Consider the following 18,047-nt stretch of genomic DNA (forward strand, 5'->3'; position numbering starts at 1 on the left):
CATGATGTCTGATTCGATTTTACGTCTGCAAAGTGAGCAGGGAGATGTGGTGATCAAAACCCATCCCTGCGCCGAAATTATTTACTGGGGCCCCCATTTACACCATTTTTCAGCTGAGGACAGCACAACCCTGGCACGCCCTGTCGCCAATGGTCGCCTTGATGTCGACTCACCGCTGACTCTGATGGCGGAATCGGGTCATGGGTTATTTGGTGCCCCAGGGATTGAAGGCCATCGCCAGGGGCTGGATGGCTCGCCGATATTCACGACTCAGGAGGTGGTGCAGGAGGGACAACGCCTGACGCTGCTCAGTGAGGATAAGCAGGCAGGTTTGCGCTTATGCAGTGAAATTCAGCTCAATAAGTGCGGTGTGCTGGCGATCCGCCACGGCTTGACCAACCTGCGTTCCCCCGCCTGGCAGGTGGAAAGACTGGCTATCACACTACCGGTTGCCGAACGGGCGCGTGAGGTGATGGCCTTTCATGGTCGCTGGACACGCGAGTTCCAGCCACATCGACTGATCCTGACCCATGACAGTTTTGTGATCGAAAACCGGCGTGGGCGCACATCCCATGAACACTTTCCAGCGTTGATCACCGGCAATATCGCTTTCAGTGAAATGCAGGGTGAAGTGTGGGGAGTTCATGCGGGCTGGAGTGGTAATCATCGTTTACGGGCGGAAGTCAAAACCGATGGCCGACGTTATTTGCAGGCTGAAGCGTTATATCTGCCGGGAGAAAAAACGCTGGCGGAAGGCGAAACCTTATGGACTCCCTGGTTATATGCCAGCTATTCCGCACACGGGCTGAATGGTATGAGTCAACAGTTTCACCGTTATCTGCGTGAGCAGATCATCCATTTCCCGGAAAATAAACCCCGGCCGATCCATCTGAATACCTGGGAGGGGATCTACTTCGATCATCATCCGCAATACATCATGCGCATGGCAGATGAAGCCGCTGCGCTGGGGGTCGAGCGTTTCATTATCGACGATGGCTGGTTTAAAGGGCGCAACGATGATCGGGCTGCGCTTGGCGACTGGTATCTTGATCAGCACAAGTATCCTGATGGCCTGCTCCCGGTGATTGAACATGTCAAATCGCTGGGGATGGAGTTTGGTATCTGGGTCGAGCCGGAGATGATCAATCCTGATTCGGATCTCTATCGCGCACATCCGGACTGGATCCTCGCCCTCCCCGGCTATACCCCGCTGACCGGTCGTCATCAATATGTTCTCAATCTCAATATCCCCGAAGCGTTTGACTATCTGCTGGCACGGATCAGCTGGCTACTGGCAGAGCACCCGATCGATTACGTCAAGTGGGATATGAACCGTGAGCTGGTGCAACCGGCGCATCATGGTCAGGCCGCTGCCGACGCTCAGACACATCAGTTTTATCGTCTGCTGGATACGCTGATCGCCCGTTTCCCACAGGTTGAATTTGAATCCTGCGCATCGGGCGGTGGGCGTATTGATTTCGAGGTTCTTAAACGATGCCACCGTTTCTGGGTCTCTGATAACAATGACGCGCTGGAGCGTAATCTTATTCAGCGCGGAATGAGCTATTTCTTCCCGCCAGAAGTGATGGGCGCACATATCGGCCATCGCCGTTGTCATGCCACCTTCCGTCAACACAGTATCGCCTTTCGTGGTCTGACCGCATTGTTTGGTCATCTGGGACTGGAACTGGACCCGGTATGCGCTGATGAGCAGGAGCGTGCAGGTTATCGCCAGTATGCTGCACTGTACAAACAGTGGCGACATGTCATCCATCACGGAGTGCTGTGGCGGCTGGATATGGCAGACAGTACCACGTTGGCGCAGGGCATCGTCAGTGAGGACAAGTGTCAGGCGCTGTTCCTTGTCAGCCAACTGGCGATGCCCGATTACAGCCTGCTGGCACCGTTGCGTATGGCGGGACTGGCGGCCGAAGCGCGTTATCAGGTGACGCTGCTGGATCACCCGAATATTCAGCTAACCGGTGAAGGGGGACATACCATGCGCAAATTGCCGCAGTGGATGGTGACGCCACAAACGGTCAGTGGTGAGTGGCTGCAACAGGCGGGACTGGCCTTACCGATCCTTGATCCTGAAAGTGCGATTCTGATTGGCTTGCAACGTGTGTGACCGACACTAACGGGCTGGCCGTTCTTCATTTAAGGAGTACAACATGATCCCGACAAGCTGTACCCATCAAAACAACCCCAATTTCTGGATTTTCGGGCTGTTCTTCTTTCTCTATTTCTTCATTATGGCGACATGCTTTCCGTTTCTGCCGATCTGGCTCTCCGATGTGATCGGTCTGGATAAAACTAAAACAGGGATTGTCTTTTCCAGTTTGTCGCTGTTTGCGATCTGCTTTCAACCGGTATTAGGGGTGATTTCCGATAAACTAGGGCTGAAAAAGAATCTGATGTGGATCATTTCGCTGTTGCTGGTGCTGATCGCGCCGTTTTTTCTCTATGTTTTTGCACCGTTGCTGAAAAGCAATATCTGGTTAGGCGCATTAAGCGGTGGCGCCTATATCGGATTTGTTTTTTCCGCCGGGGGTGGCGCGATGGAAGCCTATATCGAGCGGGTAAGCCGTAACAGTGGTTTTGAATATGGTAAAGCGCGGACATTTGGTTGTCTGGGCTGGGCGCTGTGTGCCTCAACGGCGGGGATGCTGTTTGGTATCAATCCCGCGTCGGTTTTCTGGATGGGATCAGCGGCGGCATTACTGCTGCTGGTGCTGGTGGCTTTTGCCCGACCACAGGCTAATCATACAGCCCAGGTGATGGACTCCTTAGGGGCGAACAGTTCAGCTATTGATTTAAGAAGTGCGCTACGTCTGTTTAGTCAGCGAAAAATATGGATGTTTATTTTATATGTTGTTGGTGTCGCCTGTGTTTATGATGTTTTTGACCAGCAATTTGCCACTTTTTTTAAATCCTATTTTACTACCCCTGAAGCAGGCACCCGTGCTTTTGGTTTCGCGACGACGGCAGGCGAAATTTGTAACGCCGCGATTATGTTTTGTTCACCGTGGATTATTAATCGTATCGGCGCTAAAAATACGTTATTAATTGCCGGGCTGGTGATGGCGACACGAATGATCGGCTCCTCTTTTGCCAGTAACGCCGTGGAAGTGGTGGCGCTAAAAATGCTGCACGCGCTTGAAGTGCCGTTTTTACTGGTGGGTGCCTTTAAATATATTACTGGCGTATTCGATACACGTCTTTCAGCAACGATCTACCTAGTGGGTTTTCAGTTTGCTAAACAAGTCGCTGCCATTCCATTATCGGTATTTGCCGGTAATATGTACGACCGGATTGGTTTTCAGCATACTTATTTCATGCTCGGCAGTATTGCGCTGCTGGCGACATTGATTTCCGCATTCACCTTATCAGGGCAACAGCGGGAGAATAAAGCGATACAAAATGATCACGCCATGACTGACCGATAAGCTATCAGTGGGCTATATTGCTGTCCTGTCAGGCGATATGGCCGCTGTCTTCTTATTACCTGCAGAGCCGATACGATAAAAGTTCGGTTTATACTCATAATATCGCGGGGATAAGGAGCAGGATATCGATGAACTCATCTTATGGGCGGTTAGTCACACGTGCGGCGATTGCCGCGACGACAATGGCATTCATTTTGCTGTTGATTAAGATTTTTGCCTGGTGGTATACCGGATCAGTGAGTATCCTGGCGGCACTGGTCGATTCGCTGGTCGATATTGCCGCTTCATTAACTAATTTACTGGTCGTACGCTACTCGTTACAACCGGCCGATAAAGAACATACCTTTGGTCACGGTAAAGCGGAATCACTGGCGGCACTGGCACAAAGTATGTTTATCAGTGGTTCGGCACTCTTTCTGTTTTTAACCGGTATTCAGCACCTGGTACAACCCGAGCCTATGCGCGCAGTCAGTATCGGTATTATTGTGACCCTGATTGCACTGCTAAGTACACTGATACTGGTCTCGTTTCAGCGCTGGGTGGTGCGCAAAACACAAAGTCAGGCGATAAGAGCAGATATGCTGCACTATCAGTCGGATGTCATGATGAATGGTGCCATTCTGCTGGCGCTGGGGTTATCGTGGTATGGCTGGCACCGTGCAGATGCATTATTTGCCCTGGTTATCGGTGTCTATATTCTATACAGTGCGCTACGGATGGGATATCACGCCATTCAGTTATTGCTGGATCGCTCGTTACCCGATGAAGAGCGACAGGAAATCATTGATATTGTGACCCACTGGCCGGGTGTCAGCGGTGCCCACGATCTACGGACACGGCAGGCCGGGCCAACACGTTTTATTCAGATACATCTCGAACTGGCCGATAATCTGCTATTCGTTCAGGCACATGATATCGCTGAACAGGTAGAACAGGCGATTTTGCAGCGTTTTCCTGGCGCGGATGTCATTATTCATCAGGACCCTTGTTCTGCTGTAGCGCCGTCATCGCAGGTTGATGCCTGATCTTCAGAAGATTGTCTGTCAATGCCCTATCATCTCAAAAATAGTGTTGCACGAGTCGTATTTTTGTATAAATTACCGACTATTAGTCTGACCTGAATCCTTTCAGTCGGTCGCATTTGATATATTATTGCCGCCATTGCCGTGCATATCTGACTCAGATTCGGGTCAGCTAACACGCTTATTTTTGCTTCTTAAATTCAGAGGTTGTTATGATTAAAAGAATCGGTGTATTGACCAGTGGTGGTGATGCACCTGGTATGAATGCAGCAATCCGTGGTGTGGTACGTACAGCATTAACGGAAGGTCTGGAAGTGTTTGGTATCTATGATGGTTATCTCGGTCTGTATGAAAACCGGATGTCTCAGCTTGATCGCTATAGTGTTTCCGACATGATTAATCGTGGCGGGACGTTCCTGGGATCGGCGCGTTTCCCTGAATTTCGTGAAGACAATATTCGTGCTGTCGCAATAGAAAATATGAGAAAACGAGGCCTCGATGCGCTGGTGGTGATCGGGGGTGATGGCTCCTATATGGGCGCGATGCGTCTGACAGAAATGGGGTTTCCGTGCATTGGCCTGCCGGGTACGATCGATAACGATATCAAAGGTACTGACTACACGATTGGCTTCTTTACCGCATTGAGCACGGTTGTCGAAGCGATTGACCGCCTGCGTGACACTTCGTCATCTCATCAACGTATCTCTATTGTCGAAGTGATGGGGCGTTATTGTGGTGATCTCACGCTTGCCGCGGCTATTTCGGGGGGTTGTGAGTTTATTGTAGTGCCGGAAGTAGGGTTCTCACGCGATGAGCTGGTGTACGGAATCAAAGCCGGCATCGCCAAGGGCAAGAAACACGCTATTGTCACCATCACAGAGCATATGTGTGATGTTCACGAGCTGGCACATTACATTGAAAAAGAGACCGGACGTGAAACCCGTGCCACTGTTCTGGGCCATATTCAGCGCGGCGGTGCGCCAGTACCTTATGATCGTATTCTGGCGTCACGGATGGGAACTTACGCCGTTGAGTTACTGCTGGAAGGTTTTGGTGGGCGTTGTGTCGGTATCCAGAATGAAAAGCTGGTACATCACGATATTATCGATGCCATCGAGAATATGAAACGTCCGTTCAAGAGTGACTGGTTGACGTGTGCGAAAAAACTGTACTAATCCTCAAATGGATAATATCAAATACCGGAAGCCTTCTCAGTGAGAAGGTTTTTTTGTCTCTTTGCCGTACAGGCCAGATGATCGTTTCGCCGGTCTATTTTAGCGCCTGCCCCCTGTCAGAGGTCATTGACTTGCTGTTCTGACCGTGGGCAGCGCGAGTATTAATCTGTTATGCACGGATTTCTTCATGCTGCCCATCATGGCGAGCAAGGGGTTATTCATCCATCGCCAGTTCATCTTCAGCAAGGATAATGCCCGTATTGTCGGCATACAGATAATCACCTGAGAAGAATGTGACACCCGCGAAGTTAACGCGCACATCGCTTTCACCCACGCCTTCACCCGCTGCACCTGCCGGGATAGCGGCGAGCGCCTGAATACCGATATCCAGCTCAGCCAGATCATCAACCTGACGTACCGCACCGTAAACCACGATCCCTTCCCATTCGTTTTCTGCGGCCAGACGGGCCAGATCGGCGTCAATTAATGCGCGACGGACAGCCCCCCCACCATCGACCAGTAAAATATGACCACGGCCATTATGTGCCAGCATATCGTACAGGAGTCCGTTATCTTCAAAACATTTTACGGTGATGATTTGTCCACTGAACGATGCCCGTCCACCAAAGTTGGAGAACAACGGTTCTACGACATTGACATCTTCCTGGTAGATGTCACAAAGCTCGGAAGTATCATATTTCATAGGATTAGCGTCAGTTGGCATAGGAGGGTTTTAGTATATCCCGCAAACAGTGCTGTTGGCAAAATCATCAGCTATTCATTGATATTTATCAGCTAGCCCATCAGTTTGCTGCAAATAATACCGATAACAAAGAGTAAGTTGGTGAAAAGTGCAGCTTTCACTGTCTGCTCCAGCATCGGGCGCATCGCCACCGGTTCGCGCTCATGGATCACAAACCGCGCTTGTTTCACCAGCAGAGGCACGGCGAGTATAAATAACCAGTTCCAGAGATGCGATCGGCTCATCAGATTAAATAACGCCAGACAGAGTGGCGCACCCAGCAGCAAAACAGCGTGGTAGCGCCGACCATTGAGCGGGCCAAAACGCACGGCAAGGGTATTTTTACCATTTTCTCTGTCACTATCGATATCGCGTAAGTTATTAATATTTAGTACCGCTGCGGCAAGCAGGCCGCAGGCGGTTGCTGGCAGGAAAATCGTGGCGTCAATGCGGTGAGCCTGAAGATACCAGCTTCCCATCACGCTCAGCCAGCCAAAAAATACCAGCACGGAGATATCGCCCAGGCCGATATAACCATAAGGCCGGGTGCCGACGGTATAGGTAATCGCCGCGATTATCGCCAGCGCCCCCAGCACCATAAAGCCTATAAAATCAGCCATCGTTTGCCAGGCACAAAGCAGCAGCGCGATGCCGGAAAAACAACTGAGTACCACGGTAATAACCAGTGCGTACTTCATTTGTCGCTGGGTGATCGCCCCGGTCTGCATACCGCGTAATGGCCCGATACGATCTGGCTTATCACTGCCCTTTGTGACATCGCCATAATCATTAGCCAGATTGGATAAAATTTGTAACAGGCCAGCGGTGATCAACGCCAGTAATGCGACCAGCGGGTCGAAGTATCCTTGCTGCCATGCCAGCGTAGTACCGACAATAATGGCGGAAAAGGCCAGCGGTAGTGTTTTGGGCCGCAAACTTTCCAGCCAGGCCTGAGAACGGTTTATGGATTGTTCAGTCATAAGTCCTGGTCAAAAAAATGGGGCATATAGCCCCATCAATGATGATGAAAATATATTACGCTGGATTATAAGATAAAACGACTAAGATCTTCATCTGCTACCAGTACATCAAGATGATTACCGACATAATCAGCGTCGATAATAATCTCCTGGCCGTTCATTTCACTGGCGTCAAAAGAGATATCTTCAATCAGACGTTCCATCACGGTATGCAGACGGCGAGCACCAATGTTTTCAGTCGATTCATTGACCTGCCAGGCTGCCTGCGCGATACGCTTAATCCCGTCTTCCGTGAAGGTGATATTAACACCTTCGGTGGCCATCAGCGCTTTGTACTGAACGGTAATAGAAGCGTTGGGTTCGGTCAGGATCCGCTCAAAATCTTCGGTGGTCAGCGCTTTAAGTTCAACACGAATCGGTAAACGCCCTTGCAATTCAGGGATCAGGTCAGCTGGACTGGCTATCTGGAATGCACCGGAGGCGATAAACAGAATATGATCGGTTTTCACCATGCCGTGTTTAGTCGATACGGTACAGCCTTCCACCAGGGGCAGCAGGTCACGCTGTACCCCTTCACGGGAGACATCCGGACCAGCGCTATTGCCCCGTTTGCAAATTTTGTCGATTTCATCAATAAACACAATGCCGTGCTGTTCGACAGCATCAATCGCATTCTGCTTCAGTTCTTCCGGGTTGACCAGCTTCGCCGCTTCTTCTTCAATCAATAGCTTCATTGCATCTTTGATTTTCAGTTTCCGTGGTTTCTGGCGCTGACTGCCCATGCTCTGGAACATGGATTGCAGCTGGCTGGTCATCTCTTCCATGCCAGGGGGAGACATGATTTCAACCCCGATGGGCGCAGCAGCGAAATCGATTTCTATTTCTTTATCGTCGAGCTGCCCTTCACGCAGTTTTTTGCGAAATGACTGGCGTGCCGCAGAGGGCTCATGGGACGGTTCTGTCTGACCCCAGTTATTTTTCGCCGGTGGGATCAGGACATCAAGGATACGCTCTTCCGCCAGCTCTTCTGCCCGCTGACGGTTTTGCTCCATAGATTGCATGCGAACCATTTTGATCGCGGCATCCGTCAGATCACGGATAATCGAATCGACTTCTTTACCCACATAACCCACTTCGGTGAATTTGGTCGCTTCTACTTTGATAAACGGCGCATTAGCCAGTTTTGCCAGACGACGGGCGATTTCGGTTTTGCCCACACCGGTGGGGCCGATCATCAGAATATTTTTCGGGGTAATTTCATAGCGCAGCTCTTCATTCAGCTGCATACGACGCCAGCGATTACGTAGCGCGATAGCCACTGATCGCTTGGCGGCGTCCTGGCCTATAATATGTTTGTTCAGTTCGCTGACAATTTCGCGTGGGGTCATTTCAGGCATAGGGGATCCTTACACTTTAGAGGTTAGTTCTTCGACAGTGTGGAAATGGTTAGTATAAATACAGATATCGCCCGCAATATCCAATGCTTTCTCCGCGATGTCACGCGCCCCCATTTCGGTATTTTCCAGCAGAGCACGTGCAGCAGCCTGAGCGTAAGGGCCACCTGAGCCGATAGCGATCAGATCATTTTCTGGTTGTATGACATCACCGTTACCGGTGATGATCAGCGATGCATTTTCATCGGCGACAGCCAGCAGTGCTTCCAGTTTACGTAGCATACGATCGGTACGCCAGTCTTTCGCCAGTTCCACCGCCGCTTTGACCAGATGGCCTTGATGCATTTCCAGTTTACGCTCAAAGAGTTCGAACAGGGTGAATGCATCGGCCGTACCACCCGCGAAACCAGCTATCACATTATCGTTATAGAGGCGACGCACTTTTTTCACATTACCTTTCATGACGGTATTGCCCAGTGTGGCCTGGCCATCACCAGCAATAACGACATGGCCGTTACGGCGCACACTTACTATTGTTGTCACGAGTTGACCTCCCGGTAAAAAATCAGGGTCCTCGCAGTTAGTGCGAGGCAGATTGTGATCGTAGATGGGGGAACTTCAGTTTTTTTCAACCCCTGGTCACGAGACGAATGCAGTTCGCATGTCCTGCTATCTTCAGGCGTTCAAGCAGATTTTCGGCATTATCTTTTCCTTTCCGGGGATCAATAACGACGCGATTCCAGCCATTGTTGATGGTAATTCGTGAGGCAAAGCCTTCAAATGCCAGCTGTGCACGTGCCGTTTCTGCCTGTTCGGCATTTTTAAACGAACCGCACTGGATGAACCAGTTACGATTCTCTTTTTTATCTTCCTCAACGCGCGTCGCAGAGGTGTCTGACGGTGGTTTTGGTGGCGTTGCCGCCAGTGTCTGCGCTAAAGCCTGATTGGGCTGTGATATGGCCGGTGTGGATCGGAGTGCCGGTTTCTGCGATGGCAGAACGGTAGCCCCCTGTTGTTGTGCTCTGCTTTGCTGCTGCGCCAGGCGCTGAGACTCCGTTTGTTGATTCCAGGGCACTTCAGCCAACCGGGTGGGTTGCTGGCGCATATCCGCCTGTATCTGTGCCAGCATTTTACGTTGTTCAGCGGTGAGTTGATCCGTGTTCACCACTTCTCCCCCCGCTGTCGGTTCCGTCGGTTGACGTATTTCAGGTTGACGATTTTCCAGCTCTTTAATATAGCGCCAGCGCTCCTCAGGTTTTGGTGGCAGGAGGGTAACGGTCGCCTGGCGGTTTTGCGATACTTCGGTGGTTTCTTTTTTATGGTGCGTGATAAAGTACAGTCCCCCGATAAAAGCGACTACGACAGCTGCTGCAATAGCAACCACCGTCAGTGAAGCCACTGAAGAGCCATTGGGTTTATTCTTAGGTTTAGTATTTCGGGTATGACCCTTTTTGCGCCGCGAAGAAGCCGGTTGGCTGCAGCGTACATAATCTCGTTGTGCCACTATCGTTTCGCTGTCTTATTCATTCACCAGCCCGCCATGTTACTTAAGCTACGAGCCTTTGACCAGAAGAGGCAGCTCAAAAACTGTGACTTATGCACTGATTTGTCGTGTACTACCACGAACGATCAATTCGCTATCCAGTAATCGTGAGCCACTGTTTATACGATGACCATTTAGCTGCTCTAATAATAGCAGCATGGCTTTACAGCCAATATCAAAGCAGGGTTGCGCAACCGTGGTTAATGGTGGGTCGCAAAATTCCGCTAACGCAATATTATCGAAACCGACGATAGACAGATCATCGGGTATTTTCAGATTCCGACGTTTTGCCTGCCATAAAACCCCCAGCGCGATAAGATCATTATGACAGAATATTGCACCGGGAGGCACCGGTAATGTCAGAAGTTGCTCCAGCGCTTCAACGCCTGCTTCATAAGTAAAATTGCCGTGAACAATATAGTGTGGATCGACAGGTATTCCGCCACGACGAAGCGCCTGGATATAGCCCTGGAGGCGATACTGGCATAGTAGCATGTCTTTCGGTCCCGTAATACAGGCAATGCGTCGATGTCCGGCCTGGTGCAGATAGTGAACGGCATGAAATGCGGCGGTCAGGTTATCAACATGTACCGCAGGTAGCGCAAGCTCAGGTAAAAATTCATTGGCCATGACTATCGGCAGGAGTTTCTGCTGTTGTCTGATGAGCTCAGTGTCAAAGGGAAGCCGGGAGCCTAACAGGAGTATTCCATCTATTTTTCGGCTAACAATCAGGTTAAAAAAATTTTTTTTCTGTTGATTCTGATATGCGCAATTGCCAATCAGTACCAGATAACCTTGCTGTGTCGCCGTCAGTTCGATCCCACGAATCACTTCACTGAAAAAAGGGTTGCTGATATCCGGTACGATAACCAGAATCGTACAGGAGTCGTGGCGTCTTATATGGCGCCCAGGCCATTGGGATTGATAGCCGATCGCATTGGCGGCCTCCTCTACGCGCTGGCGAGTGGCCAGAGACACCTTATCAGGATTCATTAATGCCCGTGATACCGTTGCGGTAGAAACATTTGCTTTTAGCGCAACATCCTTCATCGTTGCAGTAACAGTCTGTTTTTTGTCTTTCACCTGTTTCTCTCCTTACTGACGGCGACAGATACACTCCTTGCATTTCTGGAATGGCATTCTTTTTAGCAGATAGTCAGTACAGAGAGTGACAGATATTTTGCTTAAAATAAGCGAATGTTAATCTTTACGATCTGACTCGCAACAAATTGTTTAGTTTTCCGTTGGATCGACATCAAGACTCCATTTCACTTTGCGAGCCTCAGGTAGGGTGTGGATAAGCGCCAGCAGGTTACCGGCAATCTGTTGTAACCGGATGCGCGAAGGGTGCTGTAATAAGAGCTGCCAGCGCCAGCGTCCTCCCCGCTTCGGTGCCTGGGCCGGAACCGGGCCGGGTATCCATAATCCGTCGTCGGTGAGTAACTGGGTCTGCAGTCGCTGGCGTAATTGCTGTAAAAACAGCGGCGCCTGATGATTGTTATGATCTTCAGCACGCAGCAAAATATGGCTGGTCCACGGCGGTAAGCGCATGGCCTGGCGTTCGGCCAGCGCCTGGTGAGCAAAAGCGTCATAACCCTGATTCAGTAAGGTTTGCAACAGCGGATGTTCAGGATGATGCGTTTGTAAAATGACTTCACCCTGTTTCCCGGCGCGACCGGCGCGCCCTGAGACTTGTGTATAGAGCTGAGCAAAGCGTTCCGTGGCACGAAAATCAGCGGAAAACAGTGCGCCATCGACATCCAGCAGTGCAACCAGGGTGACATCCGGAAAGTGGTGGCCCTTTGCCAGCATTTGTGTGCCGATCAGAATGCGTGCTCCACCGCGATGAATATCAGCAAGGTATTGTTCCAGCGCACCTTTACGGCTGGTGGTATCACGATCGATACGCGAGAGAGGCACCCCCGGGAATAACGGCGCTAATACCTGCTCCAGTTGCTCCGTACCCATGCCCACCGGCAACAGGTGCGTTGATCCACAACAAGGGCACTGGTGCGGGATCGGGCGCTGGCTATCACAGTGATGACATCGCAGCAGCTGGTGTGCCTGATGTAGTGTGTAATAGCTATCGCAACGCGGACACTCGGCGATCCAGCCGCAATCATGACAGAGTAGTGCAGGCGCGAAACCACGGCGATTTAAGAATAACATTACCTGATTATTGGCCTGCAAATGCTGGCGCATACGCGCCAGCAAGGCCGGGGAAAGACCGGCTTGCAGCGGAATGCCTTTGAGATCCAGCAGCTGTTGCCGCGCAGGGGTCGCATTACCAGCACGTCTGGTAAGCTTCAACTGACGATATTTCCCCTGATGAACGTTATACAACGTCTCCAGTGCCGGTGTTGCTGAACCAAGAATAATCGGAATTTTCTCGTTATGAGCACGCCAGACGGCCAGATCACGAGCCTGATAGCGCCAGCCATCCTGTTGTTTATAAGAGCTATCGTGTTCTTCATCGATCACAATCACCCCCAGATCCTGAAAGGGGGTAAAGAGTGACGAGCGCGTACCAATAACAATGGCCGCTTCACCGTTTTTAGCCTTGATCCATACGGCCAGCCGTTCACTGTCGTTGAGGCCGGAGTGCAGAACTTCAATCGGGGCATGAAACCGTTGCCGGAAACGGGTAATCGTTTGTGGTGTCAGACCAATTTCCGGCACCATGACCAGCGCCTGGCGACCTTGTGCCAGCACGTTTTCCAGTACACTCAGATAAACTTCTGTTTTACCGGAACCGGTGATCCCCGCCAGTAACCACGGTGAAAAGTGATCAGCGGCGCTGTGAATCGCGCCGACAGCAATCGCTTGTTCGCTATTGAGGCGTAATTTCTCACCACAGACCGCAAACTGTGTCCGCCAGTCGACCACCGATGGCGCAGCACTGGCCAGCTCACAGAGCCCTTTTTTGCGCAGCGCGTGCAGCACGGTATCGCTCAATGCTTGCTCAGCGACCTGATGACGCCAGATTTTTCCCTGACGTAATACCGCCAGCGCCTGTTGCTGTTTAGGGGCACGTTTGAGGCTATTGATATCGATAGCTTCTCCCTGCGCAGTGATAAACCAATACTGTAAGGGTGCCATGCTGGCTGCTCTTCCCTGCCGTAACAGCACCGGCAGCGCGTGGAACAGCACATCACCGACAGGATGATGATAGTAATCAACGGCCCATAATAGAAGCTGCCAGACTGCAGAAGAAAAGACAGGTTCGCTGTCAAGGACTTCGCTGAGCGGTTTTAGCGTGTTTAATGGTCGTTCGCTTTGTTCGCTGATGGCGGTGACGATCCCAATACGCTCCTGCTTACCAAACGGAACCCGCACACGATAGCCCACATTGACCTGCATACTGTCCGGTATCAGGTACTCGAAGGTCTGGGGAAGTGGGACGGGTAAGGCAACCTGGGCAATCGGCATGGCATCTTCCTGACTAGCAATCTGGCCGCTCAGTATACACATTGTGATAAAGCCGCGCGGATCAGATTGCATATTATGGTTAAATTCTGTATGATTCGCCGCCTTTAATACCGCATGTATGCGATATTAAGCTCTGTTACCGGTTATCAATCATACCGGGAATTATTAACATCGCGTGGTGTCTGGCGTAAGGGCCGGAAGAGCGACGCGGCCTTTGACTGAGGTTCCCCCATGAAAAAAGATATTCATCCCAAATATGAAGAAATTACTGCAACCTGCTCTTGTGGTAATGTCATGAAAATCAACTCTACTGTCGGCCACGATCTGAATCTTGACGTGTGCAGTCAATGCCACCCATTCTACACCGGTAAACAGCGTGATGTCGCAACCGGCGGCCGGGTTGATCGCTTTAACAAACGTTTCAGCGTACCGGGTAGCAAAAAATAACTGTCCCGATATTGAAAGAAGGCCGCCTTATCCGGGCGGCCTTTTTGTTGGCTCAGTATTCCCATGTATCCGGGTCAGTGCCCATCTCACGCATAATTTGTTTCGCCACTTCCGGGATTTCATCGCTACGCTCTTTGCGCAGATCGGCGTCGTCAGGTAAGGGTTGGCCAGTAAATGCATGCAGGAACGCTTCACACAATAGTTCGCTATTGGTGGCATGACGCAGGTTATTAACCTGACGACGTGTGCGTTCATCGGTAAGAATCTTTAATACTTTCAGAGGAATGGATACCGTAATTTTTTTTACCTGTTCACTCTTCTTACCGTGCTCAGCATAGGGGCTGATATATTCGCCATTCCATTCAGCCATAGAGAGAGATACCTTTAATGATTTTGTTATAAATTAACAGCCCTGATGGAAGATCCGAGCCAGAATAATATCTATTTTACCGCAGTATACAGGTTCTGACAGCAAATAAGCTCCAGTAGACGTCTACTAATAATAAGGGTAATTTTAACGGCTATTTGCTTTTTGCTCAATCTATCAGTAAAGATGTTTAGATGTCTGGATGTGTTGACGTCTGTTATTGTAATGATTACTCTGGTGTCTGACCTTTCATCATTTCAGCCCGGGGGTATGATCACTATGAGCCGTCATCCAGCCACCATCGCAGCGCGTAGCGGTTTAAATGAAGACCAACAGTACGGTTGCGTGGCGCCACCGATTCATCTTTCCAGTACCTATAATTTCTCCGCTTTTAATCAACCTCGCGCCCATGATTATTCGCGTCGCGGTAACCCGACGCGCGATGTGGTACAACATGCATTAGCCGAACTGGAAGGGGGAAGTGGCGCGGTATTGACCAATACCGGGATGTCGGCAATCCTGCTGGTGACGACGGTGTTACTCAAACCAGGCGATCTGCTCATCGCCCCGCATGACTGTTATGGCGGCAGTTATCGCCTGTTTGACAGTCTGGCAAAACGTGGCTGCTATCAGGTGCAATTTGTCGATTTGGGTGATGAACAGGCGCTAAGTCAGGCGCTGGCTGAAAAACCGCAACTTATCCTGATCGAAAGTCCCAGTAATCCGCTACTGCGGGTGGTCGATATCGCTAAAATTTGTGCGCTGGCTCGTGAATCGGGTGCTATCAGTGTCGTGGATAACACGTTCCTTAGTCCGGTATTACAAAATCCACTAGCGCTGGGGGCGGATATCGTCCTGCACTCCTGCACTAAATATCTCAATGGTCACTCTGATCTTGTTGCCGGGGCAGTGATCGCTAAAGAGCCGAAGCTGGTCAGTGAACTGGCATGGTGGGCGAATAATATTGGCGTAACAGGGAGCGCTTTCGACAGCTATTTATTACTGCGTGGTTTGCGGACATTGCCACTGCGTATCAATGCGGCGCAGCGTAATGCGCTGGCGATTATCGATTATCTGCAGACACAGCCGTTAGTTAAAAAGTTGTATCACCCCTCTTTAGCGGAAAATCCAGGCCATCAGATTGCCGCACATCAGCAAAAAGGATTCGGTGCGATGTTAAGTTTTGAGCTGGCGGGTGATGAGCAGACATTGCGGCGTTTTTTAGCCGGATTGTCACTTTTTACTCTCGCTGAATCACTCGGCGGGGTAGAGAGTTTAATTTCACATGCGGCCACGATGACTCACGCCGGCATGTCGCCCGAAGCGCGTGCCGCCGCCGGGATTTCAGAGATGCTTTTGCGGATATCGGCAGGTATCGAGGCCAGTGAGGATTTAATTGCCGATCTGGCCAATGGCTTTCGCGCCGCCAGTGAGCCGTAAACCTGGGTATCGCAGCAGCGCGCAACGATGGGGCTGATACCACCAGCCTGGACATGCATGCTGCGACCTATCCCCTCCCCGCCTTTCACAACAGTAATATTGCCAACAGACTCAACGCCTGGCCCACCAGGTGTTGAATTCCACGACTTTTTTTCAGCGAAAGATCACTTTTATTAATTAAGAGCAAAACAAAGTGGCACTCAGGCAATGATAGATTATTATTATTTATGAACTCTTTTTAAATTAAAAAAATATCTCTACCCGGCATCATTTGTCTTCACTGTTTATTTTTCAATTTCTGATTTACAAAATCGCTTAATTAATATTGAGTTATATAAAAATCATGTTCAAACTTTCCGTTTGCTTGCTTACTTTTAATTCTGCCAGATTGCTGAATGAAGTTATACCGCCGCTCTTAAAGGTGGCTGATGAGTGCATTGTTGTCGATTCCGGCAGCACGGATACAACATTGTCTATTTGCCGCCATTGGGAGCTGAAGGTACGTCATCATCCTTATACTTTTCACAGTGCACAAATGAATTACGCCATCTCTTTAGCCAACCATGACTGGGTATTATGTATGGACAGTGATGAAATACTCGATAATCAAGTTATCGATACTATTTTGCAGATGAAAGCCTCTCAGGATAGTATCGATCCTGCCTGTGCATGGCGCTTGCCTCGCTACTGGCGAGTATTGGGTAAAGAGGTGCGGACTATTTATCCGGTATCCTCGCCGGATTACCCGGTGCGTTTATTTAATCGTACTGTCGCTGCTTTTAATGATCGCCCGGTCGATGATCAGGTGACAGGTTATGCGCGTTCGATCAAACTGCCTGGGCATGTCCGTCATGATACTTTTTACTCCTTGCATGAGGTCTTTACCAAGCTCAATAGCTATACCAGCCGACTGGTCAAATATAAGAAGATCAGGCCATCGCTGGGGCGCGGGATAACCAGTGCAATAGGCGCATTTTTTAAGTGGTATCTGTTCAGCGGAGCATGGCGCCACGGCAAGGTTGGGGTCGTGACCGGCATATACGCCGTTTTATACAGTTTCCTGAAGTATTTTAAAGCCTGGTATCTCTATAGCGATAAACCGCACCCTGTCACAGAAAAACCTGCTGATCGCTAATTTTTTTCTGGCGGTAGGTTCTCCTCGCCGCGCCACTGTTGCAGAAAGTCCTGCACCAACGAACTCTCGCGGATGGATGAGCTCAGCACGCTGAAGAAACGACGACCATTAACGGGAGGTTGCGGATGTTGTCGTCGACACATCTTGATACCATGAAATGGCTTTTGTCGAACGATTCGGGCTGGCGGTGGCGTGGCGGTGGCAGTATCGAACTGAGGCTCCTCTAGCAAGCTGCTGGGGCGCACAAGGGTGATATCCGGTGGCAGATGATAGACCATATGTTGCAGCACGCGTACCGTACTGGGGCGCGGATGGCCGATAGCAATCGCAGAGCCATCACGGCGCGCCAGCTTGATAGCCTGATTGAACTGGGCGCGAATACTGGCCTCATCTGGTGAGTTATCGAGGAAGACTTTACGTTTGATCACTTTTACGCCAGTGCCTTGTGCCGCACGGATTGACTGGGTACTACCGACAGTCACGCTATCGAGAAAATAAAGTGACGTGTGAGCCAGCACCTGCATCACTTTTTGCATTCCCGGCAGACTGGCGGTCATCGCGCTGCCCATATGGTTGTTGAGGCCGGTTGCGAATGGCACTTTGCGTAAGGCATCGTGAATAATACGTTCGATCTCGGCCTGACTCATATCAGGGCGTAGCGTGTCTTTTTCCAGCGGCTGCTTTTTGAAAGGTGCCATCGGTAAATGAATGAGCACTTCATGACCGCGCGCATGTGCCCGGCTCGCCATTTCATAAGCATAAGTGGAATTAGGTAATACAGAGACAGCAATGGTGGGCGGCAGAGCGAGGAGCTGATTTTCCAGCTGTGGGCGATAGCCAAAATCATCAATAACGATAGATAACTTGCCAGCACTGACAGGTAACGCGAAAGTCAGCATACTGATGATTATGATAACAACTTTACCC

Annotated in this window: 16 protein-coding genes; 7 read left to right on the forward strand and 9 right to left on the reverse strand. The window is 50.4% G+C overall.

Annotated elements, in window-relative coordinates; genetic code table 11:
• The first annotated feature begins 4 nt into the window (after positions 1–4).
• From PT300_01705 to pfkA, 4 genes are all read left to right on the forward strand, one after another.
• On the forward strand, positions 5–2,128 hold the full coding sequence (locus tag PT300_01705; GenBank protein ID MDF7679395.1) for an alpha-galactosidase: 2,124 nt from the start codon (positions 5–7) through the stop codon (positions 2,126–2,128).
• A 43-nt stretch (positions 2,129–2,171) separates the two neighbouring features.
• Positions 2,172–3,446: an MFS transporter gene (locus PT300_01710; protein ID MDF7679396.1), complete on the forward strand. Its 1,275-nt coding sequence runs from the start codon at positions 2,172–2,174 to the stop codon at positions 3,444–3,446.
• Positions 3,447–3,574: 128 nt separating this feature from the next.
• Positions 3,575–4,471: a CDF family cation-efflux transporter FieF gene (gene fieF, locus PT300_01715; GenBank protein ID MDF7679397.1), complete on the forward strand. Its 897-nt coding sequence runs from the start codon at positions 3,575–3,577 to the stop codon at positions 4,469–4,471.
• Between the two features lie 209 nt (positions 4,472–4,680).
• Complete coding sequence (gene pfkA, locus PT300_01720) at positions 4,681–5,643, forward strand: 6-phosphofructokinase (GenBank protein ID MDF7679398.1); 963 nt, start codon at positions 4,681–4,683, stop codon at positions 5,641–5,643.
• A gap of 214 nt (positions 5,644–5,857) precedes the next feature.
• Here pfkA and rraA read toward each other — a convergent pair whose 3' ends face one another.
• The 7 genes from rraA to priA form a co-directional block, all read right to left on the reverse strand.
• Entirely contained in the window at positions 5,858–6,346 is a 489-nt protein-coding gene (gene rraA, locus PT300_01725; GenBank protein MDF7679399.1) for a ribonuclease E activity regulator RraA, read from the reverse strand.
• Positions 6,347–6,438: 92 nt separating this feature from the next.
• A complete protein-coding gene (gene menA, locus PT300_01730) occupies positions 6,439–7,365 on the reverse strand; it encodes a 1,4-dihydroxy-2-naphthoate polyprenyltransferase (protein MDF7679400.1) in 927 nt (308 codons plus the stop codon).
• 65 nt (positions 7,366–7,430) lie between these two features.
• On the reverse strand, positions 7,431–8,762 hold the full coding sequence (gene hslU / locus PT300_01735) for an HslU--HslV peptidase ATPase subunit (protein ID MDF7679401.1): 1,332 nt from the start codon (positions 8,760–8,762) through the stop codon (positions 7,431–7,433).
• Positions 8,763–8,771: 9 nt separating this feature from the next.
• Positions 8,772–9,302, reverse strand: a complete 531-nt coding sequence (gene hslV, locus PT300_01740) for an ATP-dependent protease subunit HslV (protein ID MDF7679402.1) — start codon at positions 9,300–9,302, stop codon at positions 8,772–8,774.
• An 85-nt stretch (positions 9,303–9,387) separates the two neighbouring features.
• Complete coding sequence (gene ftsN, locus PT300_01745; GenBank protein ID MDF7679403.1) at positions 9,388–10,263, reverse strand: cell division protein FtsN; 876 nt, start codon at positions 10,261–10,263, stop codon at positions 9,388–9,390.
• A 90-nt stretch (positions 10,264–10,353) separates the two neighbouring features.
• Positions 10,354–11,385, reverse strand: coding sequence for a DNA-binding transcriptional regulator CytR (gene cytR, locus PT300_01750; GenBank protein ID MDF7679404.1), 1,032 nt, complete (start codon positions 11,383–11,385; stop codon positions 10,354–10,356).
• Positions 11,386–11,535: 150 nt separating this feature from the next.
• Positions 11,536–13,731: a primosomal protein N' gene (priA, locus tag PT300_01755; GenBank protein MDF7679405.1), complete on the reverse strand. Its 2,196-nt coding sequence runs from the start codon at positions 13,729–13,731 to the stop codon at positions 11,536–11,538.
• 231 nt (positions 13,732–13,962) lie between these two features.
• Here priA and rpmE point away from each other — a divergent pair, with 231 nt between their 5' ends.
• Complete coding sequence (gene rpmE, locus PT300_01760; protein MDF7679406.1) at positions 13,963–14,178, forward strand: 50S ribosomal protein L31; 216 nt, start codon at positions 13,963–13,965, stop codon at positions 14,176–14,178.
• 52 nt (positions 14,179–14,230) lie between these two features.
• On the opposite strand, the gene metJ is transcribed toward rpmE, so the two are convergent.
• Positions 14,231–14,548, reverse strand: a complete 318-nt coding sequence (gene metJ / locus PT300_01765) for a met regulon transcriptional regulator MetJ (protein ID MDF7679407.1) — start codon at positions 14,546–14,548, stop codon at positions 14,231–14,233.
• 276 nt (positions 14,549–14,824) lie between these two features.
• On the opposite strand from metJ, the gene metB reads away from it, so the two are divergent.
• Positions 14,825–15,985, forward strand: a complete 1,161-nt coding sequence (gene metB, locus PT300_01770; protein ID MDF7679408.1) for a cystathionine gamma-synthase — start codon at positions 14,825–14,827, stop codon at positions 15,983–15,985.
• Between the two features lie 343 nt (positions 15,986–16,328).
• The gene (locus PT300_01775) at positions 16,329–17,120 is read left to right on the forward strand and encodes a glycosyltransferase family 2 protein (protein ID MDF7679409.1); all 792 of its coding nucleotides are present in this window, start codon (positions 16,329–16,331) and stop codon (positions 17,118–17,120) included.
• On the opposite strand, the gene PT300_01780 is transcribed toward PT300_01775, so the two are convergent.
• Positions 17,117–18,019, reverse strand: coding sequence for a divergent polysaccharide deacetylase family protein (locus PT300_01780; GenBank protein ID MDF7679410.1), 903 nt, complete (start codon positions 18,017–18,019; stop codon positions 17,117–17,119). The two genes, PT300_01775 and PT300_01780, sit on opposite strands and share 4 nt — an antisense overlap.
• Between the last annotated feature and the right edge of the window lie 28 nt (positions 18,020–18,047).

Source organism: Enterobacteriaceae bacterium ESL0689, from assembly GCA_029433525.1.
Taxonomy (GTDB): Bacteria; Pseudomonadota; Gammaproteobacteria; order Enterobacterales; family Enterobacteriaceae; genus JAQTIF01.